Raw genomic sequence first — 13,608 nt, forward strand, 5'->3', positions numbered from 1 at the left:
TCTGCTCCGTAAGGATTGGAACGCGGACCCGGCTTACTCCGCCGTGGTCGGATCGATGATGTGAGTGACCTGGGAAATGCGGTTGGCCGGGAAACCGCTCTGCCTCGCGTGCTCCTGGATCAGCGCTTCGCTCGGCGAGATGTATACGCAGTACAACTTGTCACCCGTGACATAACTCTGAAGCCACTGCACCTCCGGCAAGTCGCGCAATGCCCGGCAGGACTTTTGCGAAGCGGCTTTCAAATCCCTTTCTGACAGTGTTCCTGCACCTGGAATCTCGCGTTCTATGACGAACTTTGGCATGGCAACCTCTCAGTCTTGTTATTGATGACAGGGTCGGCAGTGGCCCTGTAGGCAAACTATCGCTCCGGCGCGGGCCGGCGTCCTGCCCGATCGTCGGGCAACACTGCCCGATCGTCCGGAGAATTCACGTTACCCGGCAACGCGCTCACAATCAGAAAGCCCTTAGTCGCATGGGAAGTCACCATGGACGCCCTGTCCCAAACCCTGCGCGTCGTCCGCCTGGTCGGCGCGATTTTCATCAATGCCAGGTTCACGGCGCCCTGGTGCTACCAGTCGCCCAGTGCCGACACGGCGGCCCCCTTTCTGGAACCCGGCGCCGAGCGGGTGGTGATATTCCACCTGATCACCGAAGGCGAGTGCTATGTCGAGATGGGAAACGCTGCGCCGCTGCGTCTGACCGCCGGCGATGTGGTGGTATTCCCTCAGGGCGATGCCCATCGCATGAGCTCGCAACCGGGGCTGACGCCGGTCACCGGCAAGCGGCTGGACGTGGTGCTGGCGCGCCGTCCCCGGCAACTGAGTTACGGCGGAGGCGGCGCGGTCACGCGGCTGGTGTGCGGTTATCTGGCCTGCGATACGCGGTTGGCGGGCATGTTGCTGACGGGATTGCCGGCGGTGGTCCGGGTCAATGTGCGCGGCTCCAATGCCGGAATCTGGCTGGAATCATCGGTGCGTTATGCGTTGGCCGAAGCACGCTCGCCCAGGCCCGGGGGCGAAGGTGTGTTGGCGAAACTGGCCGAGGTGTTGTTCATCGAGGTGTTGCGCCTGTACATGAACGAACGCGGTGAAGGCCGGACCGGCTGGCTGGCCGGTGTGGGTGACCGGATCGTCGGTGCCGCCCTGAATGCGCTGCACAAAAAACCCTGTCACGCCTGGACCCTGGATGAACTGGCGCGAACCGCCGGCACCTCAAGGTCGGTGTTGGCAGAACGCTTTGCGCAGTTGGTGGGGAGTTCGCCGATGCAGTACCTGACGCAGTGGCGGATGTTGCTGGCGGCGAACCTGTTACGCAGCAGTAACAGTTCGTTGATGCGGATTGCCGAAGAGGTGGGCTACCAGACCGACACGGCCTTCAGCCGTGCCTTTCGTCGAGAGTACGGCGCGCCACCGGCGGCGTGGCGGCGCAATCAGGAGAAAAAACCAATGGCCCGCGGCGCGCAGCCTGTGAGCCATTGATGTCGAGGGTTACGCCGAAGGTGCCTTGGCCTCTTCCAGCAGTTGCTGAATCATCTTTTCCTGGGTTTCGTAGGCGCCTTCACCGAAGTGGGTGTAACGCACCTGGCCCTTGGCGTCGATCAGGTAGTGAGCGGGCCAGTACTGGTTGTCGAAGGCGCGCCAGATCGCGTAGTTGTTGTCGATGGCCACCGGGTAGGTGATGCCGAGCTTTTTCACCTGGTCCTTGACGTTGTCGATGATGCGCTCGTAACCGTATTCAGGGGTGTGGACGCCGACAACCACCAGGCCATCCTTCTCGTATTTTTTCGCCCAGTCCTTCACATACGGCAGGGTGTGCTGGCAGTTGATGCAGTCGTAGGTCCAGAAGTCCACCAGCACCACTTTGCCTTTGAGCGAATCATTGCTCAGCGCTGGCGAGTTCAGCCACTGGACGGCACCGGACAGCGACGGCATGGCACCCTGGGCGTTGTCCATGGAGTCGGCCCTGACCTTGCTGACGAAGTAGTCGACGACTTTCGGCACGCTTTCCATCACGCCTTTTTCGAGGCTGCTAACGCCTTCGGACGAGGTGCCGGCCAACAGTGTCCGGTCGGCACCGGTGGAAATCACCGCCACGGTCGCCAGCACGGCAACACCGGCACCACGACGCAACCAACCAGTGACCGGGATCGACACTTTCAAGCGATTGACCAAACCGCGACCGGCGAAGATCAAGGTCCCCAGGGACAGTGCGCTGCCCAGGCCGTAGGCCAGCAGCAACAGGCTGGTCTGTGCGTTCGCACCCTGGAGCATGGCGCCGGTGAGAATCACCCCGAGGATCGGGCCGGCACACGGCGCCCAGAGCAGCCCTGTGGCCACACCGATCATGACCGAACCCAGCGGGCCGGACATTTTGCGGGTGTCGGGATCAAGGCGATTGCCCAGCGCCACGAACGGACGGGCCATCCAGTCACCGACACGGGCGGAAATCAGCGACAGAGCAAACAATCCCATCACGAAGAGCGCGATGTGACGACCGGTGTTGTTGGCTTGCACCACCCACTCGCTGCTGACCACCGCCAGGCTGGCGATCAGGGCAAAGGTCAGGACCATGCCGCCGAGGGTCAGCAGAATGGATGAACGGGTGCGTTTGACACCAGCGAACAGGAACGGCACCACCGGGAGGATGCAGGGGCTGAGGACGGTCAATATGCCGCCCAGAAAAGCGATGAGAAACATGGTAATCACCTTGAAATAGAGAAGAACGACACACCACCTACCCCCTGTAGGAGTGAGCCTGCTCGCGATGGCGGTGTGTCAGATAACACTGATGTCGATTGACACTCCGCCATCGCGAGCAGGCTCGCTCCTACACTGGAATTGTGGTGTTCACAAAACAGGGTTCGGGCATCAGGCCTTCTGGTTTTCCTGTAGCTGACCTTGCGGCGTGCGGCTCGAGCCGTCCTGTGCGAGGAAGGCATGAGCGCCCTGCTCGGCCACCGGCGTCAGCTGGAAGCAGGTCGCACTGCCACAGCTTTTCTGTTCAACAGCGGCATTGGCATGGGCAGCCGCGCCGGCTGCGGAGAAAGCAACAGCGGTCAAAAAGCGGGTGACGTTGTTCATGGTGTTCTTCCTGTTTCAAAGGGGGTTGGCAATCGGTCCGCGAAGGACTCAGTTGTCCGCGTTGCAGCCGTCAGCAAATTTGCGGTAATCCAGCACCTGGGTTTTGTGCTGGGAGTCCAGGTAGGTCAGCTGGGCATTCACAACCCCGCAGGAAGGCGCGGCGTCTTCTTTCAACGACACCACTTTCTTGATGTCCAGGTGGGTGCCGTAGGTGTAGGTTTTGGCGCTGACATCGGCGGCTTCGGCGCGGGCCGACAAGGTGCAGATGTTCAGGGCGGCAAACAGGCAAGCGGCGTAGATGGCTTTGGTGTTCATGGCGGTTTCCTCAAGGCTTCAATGGGTAGGTCGTTCGATTGAGCAGAGGCGGTGTGGGTTGCCTCGATGGAACCCATTAGAAGCTCGCGAGGTATCTCGTCTGTGTCGAAAACAGCCGCGTGTAAATCGGTACGTATCAAAGCCGGCCCCTGATACAGAGCGATACAAAACCCCTGGAAAACCGCATTTTTGCCTTTGTATGTATCCGTCGCTACGCCAGATACACTGCAATACAAAGGGCTGCGGGCGAGCGGGCCAAGGCTCGATAGACTGCGCAACATCCCCCATTGATAGAGGCTTGGCCCCCATGGAACACGTCGATCACATTCTCATCGTGGACGATGACCGCGAGATCCGGGAACTGGTAGGCAACTACCTCAAGAAGAACGGCCTGCGCACCACGGTCGTCGCCGATGGACGCCAGATGCGCAGCTTCCTTGAGTCCACGCCGGTGGACCTGATCGTGCTCGACATCATGATGCCGGGCGACGACGGCCTGATGCTCTGCCGCGAGTTGCGCGCCGGCAAACACAAGGCCACGCCGGTGCTGATGCTCACTGCCCGCAACGACGAAACCGACCGCATCATCGGCCTGGAAATGGGCGCCGACGATTACCTGGTCAAGCCGTTCGCCGCCCGTGAACTGCTCGCGCGAATCAACGCCGTACTGCGCCGCACGCGGATGCTGCCGCCAAACCTGGTGGTCACCGAAAGCGGTCGCTTGCTGGCGTTCGGGCGCTGGCGCCTGGACACCTCGGCCCGGCACTTGCTGGACGAAGACGGCACCATGGTCGCGCTCAGCGGTGCGGAATACCGATTGCTGCGGGTGTTCCTCGATCACCCGCAGCGGGTGCTCAATCGCGACCAGTTGCTCAATCTGACCCAGGGCCGCGACGCCGATCTGTTTGACCGTTCCATCGATTTGCTGGTCAGCCGCTTGCGCCAGCGCTTGCTGGACGATGCCCGCGAACCGGCCTACATCAAAACCGTGCGCAGTGAGGGCTATGTGTTTTCGCTGCCGGTGGAAGTGCTCGGTGCGCCGTCATGAACCTCACCCTTCGTTGGCCCCGCACCCTGGCCTCGCGCCTCTCGCTGATCTTTCTGATTGGCCTGATCCTGGCGCAGGCGCTGTCCTTCGGCGCGCAGTATTACGAGCGTTACGAAAGCGCGAAAAACACCATGCTCGGCAATCTGGAAACCGACGTCTCGACCTCCATCGCCATTCTTGACCGCTTGCCAGCCGAAGAACGCATGGGTTGGCTGCAACAACTGAACCGCCGCAACTACCGTTATTTGCTCGACGAAGGTTCGCCGGGCGTGGCCATGAGCGACACGCCCATCGCGATGACATCGATCAAGGACGCCATCGGCAAGGATTACCCGATGACCGTGACGGACATTCCCGGCGAACAGAAACACTTTCAGGTGCACCTGAAACTCGCGGACGGCAGCCCGGTGACCATCGACGTCAGGCCATCGATGGTGCCGTTGTCGCCGTGGTTGCCCATCGTTCTGCTGGGCCAGTTGGCGCTGATGATCCTCTGCACCTGGCTGGCGGTGAGAATCGCCATCCGCCCCCTCACCCGCCTTGCCGAGGCCGTGGACAACCTTGATCCCAACACCCACGCGGTGCACCTGGACGAAAAAGGCCCGACCGAAGTCGCCCACGCCGCCATCGCCTTCAATTCGATGCAGGCACGCATCGCCGCGTACTTGAAAGAGCGCATGCAACTGCTGGCGGCGATTTCCCACGACCTGCAAACCCCGATCACCCGCATGAAACTGCGCGCCGAATTCATGGACGACTGCAGCGAAAAAGACAAACTGTGGAGCGATCTCAGTGAGATGGAACACCTGGTGCGCGAAGGCGTGGCCTATGCCCGCAGCGTTCACGGCGCCACCGAAGAAAGCCGCCGCACCGACCTCGATTCATTCCTCGACAGTCTGGTGTTTGACTACCAGGACGTGGGCAAAGACGTGACCTTGGGTGGCAAAAGTGGCGCGGTGATCGACACCCGGCCCCATGCCTTGCGGCGGGTACTGGTAAACCTGACGGATAACGCTCTGAAGTTCGCCGGCGCCGCCGAGCTGTGGGTGGAAGCGAAAAACGGCGGCCTCTCGGTGAAGATCATGGATCGCGGACCTGGCATTGCCGAAGAGGAACTGGCCCACGTGATGGAGCCGTTTTATCGGGTAGAGAATTCGCGCAATCGCAGCACCGGCGGCACGGGGCTGGGGTTGGCGATCGCGCAGCAATTGGCGTTGGCGCTCGGGGGATCGTTGACGTTGAGCAATCGTGAGGGCGGCGGGTTGTGTGCGGAGTTGAAGTTGCCGCTTCGACCTGGCAGTCAGTAAACAGACACAAAGGCCAAGGAAAGCCTTTATATTGTCGGACACCGTCGTGCAGCAGCCGACGGCGATGCCCTGATAGCAACCGACACTTATATGGATATTGGCAAAATGGATGACAACCGAAGGCCCATCAAGACGCGCTCTGCGGGCTGGGCGAAATACATCACCGACCTTCTGGTGAAACGAGACATCTCCCCCAATCAGATCTCCGTCGCCAGCATCGCCTTCGCGCTCGCCGGGGCGGTGGCACTGAATCTCGATAACGGGCTCATCGGCTCGATCCTCTGCGCCGTCGGCATTCAATTGCGCCTGCTGTGCAACCTCTTCGACGGCATGGTGGCGATCGAGGGCGGCAAGAAATCCGACATCGGCAGCCTCTACAACGAATTCCCCGACCGCATTGCCGACAGCCTGCTGATCGTCGCGCTGGGGTATGCCATCGGCTACGCCGATCTCGGCTGGTTCGCGGCGCTGGCCGCGGCACTGACGGCGTATGTCAGGGTGTTTGGCGGCTCGATTGGCCTGAAGCAGAGTTTCATCGGCCCGATGGCCAAGCAGCATCGAATGGCCGTGATGACCGTTGCACTTCTGTTGAACGCTGTCGAGGCCACCGTTTATGGCACTCACTACGTGCTGTTGATCGCGTTGGTCATCATCGCTGTCGGTTCAGCCGCGACCTGCGTCACGCGAACCTTGGCCATCTCGCGCCAGCTGAAGGGGAATCACCATGTGGATCAGTAACGCGCTGATTTCTGTTCTTCGCTTCCTGATCGGCGTCACCGCCCGATGGGAAAGCCCGCCGGACCTGACACGCCAGCGCATCTATTTCGCCAATCACTCCAGTCACATGGACACCCTGGCAATCATCGCGGCGCTGCCCCCGGAAGCCCGGGTGAACGTGAAACCGGTCGCCGCTGCGGATTACTGGGGAAAGAACAAATTTCTGTCGTACATCTCGCAAAAAGGCCTGAACGCAGTGCTGATCGAGCGAAACCCGGCGCCCGGCGTTAACGTGCTGGAGCCGATTTTCGACGTGGTGCGGGCCGGCCATTCGATCATCATCTTTCCGGAAGGCACGCGTGGCAGCGAGGCGTTGCCCGGTCCTTTCAAATCAGGGCTGTACCGTTTGGCCGAGACATTCCCCGAGGTGGACCTGGTCCCCATCTACCTGGAAAACCTGCATCGCTCCATGCCAAAAGGCAAACACGTCCCGCTGCCCATCATCTGCACGATCCGTATTGGCGACCCGCTGCCGAGGATAAGCGGCGAGGAAAAACAGGTGTTTCTGGATCGGGCGCGTGAAGCGATTGTGAGGTTGTCGGAATGAATCTTGACGAAAAGTTCTTGTGGTTCTTCGGCGCCATTGCCGTCCTGTTGGCAATCGCTTCGGTCATCGGCCGGATTCTGGCGAAGCGCGCCAAAACAGAAAGCTCGATGTCGACCATCGAGAACCTCAACCAGCGGGTGAATGCCTGGTGGGGCATGGTCATCATCTTCTTCGTGTCCTACCTGCTGGGCGGGAACGCGACGGTTATTCTGTTCGGCTTCATTTCGCTGTTCGCGCTCCGGGAGTTCATTACCCTGACGCCGACCCGGCTGGGCGACCATAACGCGCTGTTTTCGGCGTTCTTCATTCTGATCCCGCTGCAATACGTGCTGATCGGCACGCACTGGTATTCGCTGTTCACCCTGTTGATTCCGGTGTACGCGTTCCTGCTGTTGCCGGCGATTGCGGTGCTGAGCCAGGACACCGACGCTTTTCTGGAACGGGCGGCCAAGATTCAGTGGGGGGTGATGATTTGCGTCTACTGCATCAGCCACGCGCCGGCCCTGTTGCTGCTGGACCTGGAAGGTTTCAAGGGGCAGAACGCGCTGCTGCTGTTCTATCTCGTGTTCGTCGTGCAACTGAGTGACGTGTTGCAGTACGTGTTCGGCAAACTATTGGGCAAGCACAAAGTTGCGCCGCTGGTGAGTCCGTCGAAAACGGTGGAAGGCTTGGTCGGTGGCGGTCTGTCGGCCACGTTGATTGGCGGGTGCATGTTCTGGATGACCCCGTTCAGTTTCTGGCAGTCGCTGCTGATGTCGCTGGTGATCGTGGTGATGGGTTTTCTGGGTGGGCTGGTCATGTCCGCAATTAAACGCAGCCTGAGCGCGAAGGATTGGGGGACCATGATCAAAGGGCATGGCGGCATGCTGGATCGGATGGATTCGATCTGCTTCGCGGCGCCAATTTTCTTTCACCTGACGCGGTATTTCTTTTCCGCCCCATAAAATAGACACCACCCCTGTCAGTGATCGTTCCCACGCTCTGCGTGGGAACGATCATGCAAACCCAATCACCCCTTCGCCATGCATCTGCCGCAACAATGCCGTGCCACTCGCCATAAACTCCGGCGATCCAACGGCCCCCGCCTCCACTGCCAGCCCTTCCAACTGCGCCTGCCCGTCCAGCTCGGGAAATTCCTCGATCCGCTGCAACAACCGCCACGCCAGCGGGCTCAGCTCGGAAAATTTCACACTCCAGTCCTCGGCTCGACGCACCAGCAGCAAAGTCGGTTGAACCGGTGGCGCTTCCGGTTGATGATCCGGCCCCACCAACTGCACCGGCCAGGCATAAGCCAACGGCCACGCCAACGGTGACACCAGCAACGGTCGCGCCAGAATCAACGCCACATCACTCGGCGGCAACGGCTCCGCTTCGGACTGTTGCAACGCCATTTCGACCCACTCGTAATGCGCCAGCTCCACCATGAACGGAGGCCACACACCTTCGCTCAATGCACTCGGTTCCGAGGCCAGGAACTCGACAAACTCCTGGGCGATTTCGCCGAATTTCGGGGTACGCGCACGACAGTCCCGCAGGAAGATCCGTACCAGCGAACGCCAGCGCTCATCACCGAGAATCTTGATCAGCACCGGAAAGGTCCCGCTAAGCAACAACGACAGGTTGGAAAAAATCAGGTCGCGGTAAACCTGTGCCCGCGCCACATCCATCCCGGCTGGCGGCGCGCAATGGTCCGGGTCACGCAGGTACAGACCCAATGTGTTTTGCTGGTCAAACAGGCCTGGCTTATCCAAGGTTCACCCCCTCGGCCTGCAAGCGACGAATAGTCTGCAATTCAGTCACCAGTTCAGAGAACGCGGGGAAGTTGAAATCCCGCTCCAGCAATGTCGGCTGTGCGCCAAACCGGGCGTAGGCCTGGGCCAGCAACGACCAGACCACCGGTTTCACCGACGCGCCATGGGTGTCGATTTTCAACGTGTCGGACTCATCGAAGTGCCCGGCCACGTGCATCGCCACCACCCGGCCCGAATCGATGCCGGCCAGAAAGGTCTGCGGATCGAAGCCATGGTTGATCGAGTTGACGTAGACATTGTTGACGTCCAGCAACAGGTCGCAATCGGCTTCACGCAACACCGCGTTGGTGAACGTCACTTCGTCCATATCCTGCTGCGGCGCGGCGTAGTAGGAGACGTTTTCCACCGCCAGGCGCCGGCCGAGAATGTCCTGGGCCTGGCGAATTCGCGCGGACACGTGGTGCACCGCTTCTTCGGTAAACGGCAACGGCAACAGGTCGTAAAGGTGACCGTCATCGCTGCAATAACTCAAGTGCTCGCTGTACAGCGGCACGTTGTAGTGATCGAGGAACACCCGCACTTCCTGCAAAAACCCGACGTCCAGCGGTGCCGGCCCACCCAGCGACAGCGACAAGCCGTGGCAAGACAACGGAAAACGCTCGGCCAGGGCCCGCAGCGCATGGCCATGGGCGCCGCCGATGCCGATCCAGTTTTCCGGCGCAACTTCCAGGAAATCGAAATCGCCGGTACGGGCGGCCTGGAGGTCCTTCATTAATCCGCGACGCAAGCCAAGCCCGACGGTCGCTTTCGCTGAGGTGATGGGGGTCTGCATGGTGTCGATCTCAAGGGTTGCCAGTACGGAGTCACAGTTAACCGAAGCGATGTATCGGGGCTGTGTTCCGGTCCGGCAGAACATCGTGGCGGTTGTATCGCCGACGGGCCTGTACACACTCCGGTACAGACCCTTCGGCAGGCGTTACGCCAGGTCGTATTTCTCGCGTACCAGATGGCCGATGCCGATGCGATCGAGCACGTTCATCGGGCACAGGAAGGTCACGCGCACGGTGCCCGGCAGGCGGCTGATATCGATCGAGCCGGTGATGGTCGCGCGGTTGAGCACTTCGTCATACGGCAAACCGGTGACCGAAGCGGCACGTTTCAAGCCGTTCTCGACGGCGACGTTGAGGTTCTCGCCGCTGCCGATAAAGGTGATCGGCCCGCTCTGCTCGATTTCATGCTGACCCCAGCGCTCGCCCAGTTCGCGGACGTTCTGCCGTTGTTGGCCATTCATGGGCCGGGCCATCGGCGGCAGATCGTCGAGGTTTTGCAGGAGGATCGGCCCGTCCAGGGTCAGGTTCTTCACCACTTGCACCACCACCTCGGTTTCCCCGGAGCAGTCGGTGGCGTGCCCTGCGATCTCGCCGTTGCCTTGCTGGGCATGCATGTCGCCCATGTACACACCGGCCCCGGCACTTTCACCGGACAGATCAACACGCAGCCTTCGCGGATCGAGTTGGTGTCCATGTGGCCGTCGGTCTTGGCCGCGTGCAGCTCTTCGCGGGTCATGCCGAAACGGTGTGGGGCGTTGATCAGGTATTGGCCGAAATCGGCGCAGTTGTGCGAATCGGGCAAGTCACGGGACGGCGTGGTGCCGATGTTTCCGAGGAACGGGCGCATGTGCGCGGCAACCCCGGGGATGTCGGCACGGGCCAGAGACAGGATCGAATGCTGGGCGGCGAATTCCGGCAGCGCCGACATTTCAGAGGCATTGCCGGCCAGTCGGTTGGCGACGTCCTGGTTGACGGTCAGGCTGACCTGATTCTGTGCATCGAACACAATCACGTAGCCATGGCTGAAGCGAAACGCACTGACCTCGGCGCCGCAGTTGTTACAGCGAATCGACTCCTCGCCAATGCCTTCGACATGACTGGCCGGGTGGTCGGTGCCGCATTTGGAGCAGAATTTGGCGACGAACGGGTCGCCGTTGTAGCGCCCCTCAACAAAGCTCATGACCCCGGACGACGTCGCCAGCGAGGTGACGCGCATGCTCTTGATCTTGATCGCCACGGCGTCGCCGATTTCCGCGCCAGCGATGGCCACCGGTTGCGTCACTTCGTGGCCGCCCTCGAAGGCGGGCGTGATCATCGGGCCCCAGCAACCCGGCGGTGTGCCGGTGATCAGGGTGCCGCCGTCGGCGAGCGGGCCGAGCATCGGCTGGCTGGGGCCAATGAGACCGTTGGTGTACTGATCGACGCGCAGATGGTTGACGGGAGCGGATTTCAGGTCGGTTTCAGGCACGAGCGTGGTCATTATTGTTCCCTTCACGGAGTCACGAGCAAAGACGGCCGCCTGTTGCGACGACCCTGAAAAGTGCCTCGACAGCCCCGGATTTCGGGCGCTGGTTAGCCTTTACAGTTCATCGCAGGTTTGTATCTGGTCTGTGTTCGGTGGGAGCCGCGAATGAAGTGGAATGTATCGGGACGGCGGCTGGATACAGTGCGATACACGTCGCAAATTCTTGTAGGAGCGAGGCTTGCCCGCGAAGTCGGAGTGTCAGGCAATACTTTTGTCGACTGACACTCCGACTTCGCGGGCAAGCCTCGCCCCTACAGGGATTTGTGTCGGCCAGGGGAATGGCGCTTTCGTCGCTTCAGGCCGCCGCGCACGGGGCTCGGACTAAACTTATTGCACGCGGGACGTGCACAGCGTCCTGTTCATTCCCACGACCACCGCCCAGAGGTGTACGCCTCGATAAACAAGGCCTCTGGACCGTGATCCTGCTGAAGGAGCACATGTGATGGACGAGGCCAGACTCAATGACTTCATGGGCAAACTGGTGAACGACATGGGCGGCGCGGCGATGCTTGCCAACGTCATCCTCGGCGAAGAGCTCGGCCTGTACCGGGCCATGGCCGACAGTCAGCCGATCACCCCTGAAGCACTCGCCGACAAGACCGGCTGCAACCCCCGCCTGCTGCGCGAATGGCTCAGCGCCCACGCCGCTTCCGGCTACATGGAACACGAGAGCGGCCAGTTCCGCCTGCCCGAAGAGCAAGCCCTGGCGCTGGCGATCGAAGACTCGCCGGTCTATATCGCCGGCGGTATCGGGGTGGTCGCGTCGTTTTTCCATGACAAGGACAAACTGGTCAACGCCATGCGCGGCAACGGCGCCCTGGCCTGGGGCGATCACCATCCGTGCATGTTCAGCGGCACGGAGCGGTTCTTCCGCCCAGGGTACAAAGCGCACCTGATCGCCGAGTGGCTGCCGGCCCTGGAAGGCGTGGTCGCCAAATTACAGGCGGGCGCCAAAGTCGCCGACATCGGCTGCGGACACGGCGCCTCCACGGTGATCATGGCCCAGGCGTTCCCGGACTCGCGGTTCGTCGGCTTCGACTACCACGCACCGTCCGTCACCGTCGCGACCCAGCGCGCCGAAGAAGGTGGCGTGTCCGGGCGTGCGCGGTTCTTTCAGGGCACGGCGAAAAGCTTCCCCGGCGACGACTATGACCTGATCTGCTATTTCGACTGCCTGCACGACATGGGCGACCCGGTGGGCGCGGCGAAACACGCCTATGACGCTCTGAAACCGGACGGCACGGTGCTGCTGGTGGAACCGTTCGCCAACGATTCGCTGGACGAAAACGTCACCCCGGTTGGCCGGCTGTTCTACGCCGCCTCGACCTTCATTTGCACGCCGAACTCGCTGTCCCAGGAAGTCGGCCTTGGGCTCGGCGCTCAGGCGGGTGAAGCGCGGTTGCGCAAGGTCTTCACCGAAGCGGGGTTCAAGACTTTCCGGCGGGCCACGGAAACGCCGTTCAACCTGATTCTGGAGGCGCGAAAATAACCACGCCGCTCACGGGCTCGCATTCGGCAGGTTGGCAAGTGCTACGCTGCAAACACTCAAGATACCCGGAGTGTTGAACATGCTTGACCGCCGCATCCGCGAACAACTCGACCGGCTCCAGCAGCTGATGGCCGAGCAGCCGTTCATGGTCCTGACCGGCGCCGGCATCAGCACCCCGTCGGGCATTCCAGACTACCGCGACAACGAGGGCGTTCGGCGTGGCCGGCAACCGATGATGTATCAGGAGTTCCTGTCGGCCCCGGAATCACGGCGCCGCTATTGGGCGCGGGCGATGCTCGGCTGGCCGCGCGTGCGCCAGGCTCAACCGAACGTGGCCCACGAAGCCCTGGCCAGTCTGCAAAGCAGCCGGCAGATCAGCGGGCTGATCACTCAGAACGTCGACACCTTGCACGATCAGGCCGGCAGCCATGATGTGATCGAACTTCACGGCAGCTTGCACCGGGTGCTGTGCCTGGACTGCGGACAGCGCAGCGAGCGGGATTCGATCCAGCACCTGATGGAGGCGCAGAATCCCTATCTGGCCGGGGTCGATGCGGTGCAGGCGCCGGACGGCGACACGTTGCTGGATCCGGCGTTCGAGGCGCGGTTCCAGGTGCCGCATTGCCCGCATTGCGCGGGTGAGCGGATGAAGCCGGACGTGGTGTTTTTTGGCGAGAACGTCGCGCAGGTGACGGCGGCCAAGGCCATGGCAGCGGTGGAGCAGGCGGCGGGATTGCTGGTGGTGGGCTCTTCGTTGATGGCGTATTCGGCGTTTCGCTTGTGCCGGGTGGTGGCGGATCAGGGCAAGCCGTTGATGGCGATCAATCTGGGCAAGACCCGGGCAGATGACCTCCTGGATATGAAGATTGAGGCCTCGTGCGAACAGCTGTTGCCCTTGCTGGCACAGCACCTCTCCCCCTCATCACCCTAAACCCCTG

General features: G+C 61.4%; 14 protein-coding genes and 1 pseudogene. 8 read left to right on the forward strand and 7 right to left on the reverse strand.

The genetic code is table 11. The features are described 5' to 3' along the window. Window positions 1-33 precede the first annotated feature (33 nt). Window positions 34-303 (reverse strand): DUF4242 domain-containing protein, encoded by a 270-nt coding sequence (locus HP062_RS08600; protein ID WP_172791265.1) that lies wholly within the window; start codon window positions 301-303, stop codon window positions 34-36. 183 nt (window positions 304-486) lie between these two features. On the opposite strand from HP062_RS08600, the gene HP062_RS08605 reads away from it, so the two are divergent. After that, entirely contained in the window at window positions 487-1,479 is a 993-nt protein-coding gene (locus HP062_RS08605) for an AraC family transcriptional regulator (RefSeq protein WP_083376418.1), read from the forward strand. A 9-nt stretch (window positions 1,480-1,488) separates the two neighbouring features. Here the strand turns inward: HP062_RS08605 and HP062_RS08610 are convergent, their stop codons facing one another. From HP062_RS08610 to HP062_RS08620, 3 genes are all read right to left on the reverse strand, one after another. Next, window positions 1,489-2,697 carry a cytochrome c biogenesis protein DipZ gene (locus HP062_RS08610; RefSeq protein ID WP_172791266.1) on the reverse strand — a complete coding sequence of 403 codons (1,209 nt, stop codon included), beginning with the start codon at window positions 2,695-2,697 and terminating at the stop codon, window positions 1,489-1,491. Window positions 2,698-2,868: 171 nt separating this feature from the next. Beyond that, window positions 2,869-3,081, reverse strand: coding sequence for a hypothetical protein (locus HP062_RS08615; RefSeq protein WP_010455503.1), 213 nt, complete (start codon window positions 3,079-3,081; stop codon window positions 2,869-2,871). A gap of 48 nt (window positions 3,082-3,129) precedes the next feature. Then, entirely contained in the window at window positions 3,130-3,396 is a 267-nt protein-coding gene (locus HP062_RS08620) for a DUF2790 domain-containing protein (protein ID WP_145308264.1), read from the reverse strand. A gap of 307 nt (window positions 3,397-3,703) precedes the next feature. Here HP062_RS08620 and HP062_RS08625 point away from each other — a divergent pair, with 307 nt between their 5' ends. The 5 genes from HP062_RS08625 to HP062_RS08645 all read left to right on the forward strand — a co-directional run bounded on the left by HP062_RS08625 (window position 3,704) and on the right by HP062_RS08645 (window position 8,019). Beyond that, complete coding sequence (locus HP062_RS08625; protein ID WP_010455506.1) at window positions 3,704-4,444, forward strand: response regulator; 741 nt, start codon at window positions 3,704-3,706, stop codon at window positions 4,442-4,444. Next, window positions 4,441-5,751: a HAMP domain-containing sensor histidine kinase gene (locus tag HP062_RS08630; RefSeq protein WP_154501186.1), complete on the forward strand. Its 1,311-nt coding sequence runs from the start codon at window positions 4,441-4,443 to the stop codon at window positions 5,749-5,751. The genes HP062_RS08625 and HP062_RS08630 overlap by 4 nt, the downstream gene beginning before the upstream one ends. Before the next feature lie 105 nt (window positions 5,752-5,856). Continuing rightward, a complete protein-coding gene (locus tag HP062_RS08635) occupies window positions 5,857-6,489 on the forward strand; it encodes a CDP-alcohol phosphatidyltransferase family protein (protein WP_172791267.1) in 633 nt (210 codons plus the stop codon). Beyond that, window positions 6,476-7,075 (forward strand): 1-acyl-sn-glycerol-3-phosphate acyltransferase, encoded by a 600-nt coding sequence (locus HP062_RS08640; protein ID WP_077749092.1) that lies wholly within the window; start codon window positions 6,476-6,478, stop codon window positions 7,073-7,075. The genes HP062_RS08635 and HP062_RS08640 overlap by 14 nt, the downstream gene beginning before the upstream one ends. Further along, entirely contained in the window at window positions 7,072-8,019 is a 948-nt protein-coding gene (locus tag HP062_RS08645; protein ID WP_010455511.1) for a phosphatidate cytidylyltransferase, read from the forward strand. The genes HP062_RS08640 and HP062_RS08645 overlap by 4 nt, the downstream gene beginning before the upstream one ends. Before the next feature lie 51 nt (window positions 8,020-8,070). On the opposite strand, the gene HP062_RS08650 is transcribed toward HP062_RS08645, so the two are convergent. From HP062_RS08650 to HP062_RS08660, 3 genes and pseudogenes are all read right to left on the reverse strand, one after another. After that, window positions 8,071-8,826: a DUF2063 domain-containing protein gene (locus HP062_RS08650; RefSeq protein ID WP_172791268.1), complete on the reverse strand. Its 756-nt coding sequence runs from the start codon at window positions 8,824-8,826 to the stop codon at window positions 8,071-8,073. After that, the gene (locus HP062_RS08655; protein ID WP_172791269.1) at window positions 8,819-9,658 is read right to left on the reverse strand and encodes a DUF692 domain-containing protein; all 840 of its coding nucleotides are present in this window, start codon (window positions 9,656-9,658) and stop codon (window positions 8,819-8,821) included. Before HP062_RS08655 ends, HP062_RS08650 begins: the two co-directional genes overlap by 8 nt. Before the next feature lie 144 nt (window positions 9,659-9,802). Beyond that, window positions 9,803-11,136 (reverse strand): annotated as a pseudogene (locus HP062_RS08660) (acetamidase/formamidase family protein). 487 nt (window positions 11,137-11,623) lie between these two features. Here HP062_RS08660 and HP062_RS08665 point away from each other — a divergent pair. Both HP062_RS08665 and HP062_RS08670 read left to right on the forward strand, forming a co-directional pair. Next, window positions 11,624-12,670, forward strand: coding sequence for a class I SAM-dependent methyltransferase (locus HP062_RS08665; RefSeq protein ID WP_172791270.1), 1,047 nt, complete (start codon window positions 11,624-11,626; stop codon window positions 12,668-12,670). A gap of 79 nt (window positions 12,671-12,749) precedes the next feature. Then, the gene (locus HP062_RS08670; protein ID WP_145308257.1) at window positions 12,750-13,601 is read left to right on the forward strand and encodes an NAD-dependent protein deacetylase; all 852 of its coding nucleotides are present in this window, start codon (window positions 12,750-12,752) and stop codon (window positions 13,599-13,601) included. Window positions 13,602-13,608 lie beyond the last annotated feature (7 nt).

Source organism: Pseudomonas sp. B14-6, from assembly GCF_013260315.1.
Classification (GTDB): domain Bacteria; phylum Pseudomonadota; class Gammaproteobacteria; order Pseudomonadales; family Pseudomonadaceae; genus Aquipseudomonas; species Aquipseudomonas mandelii.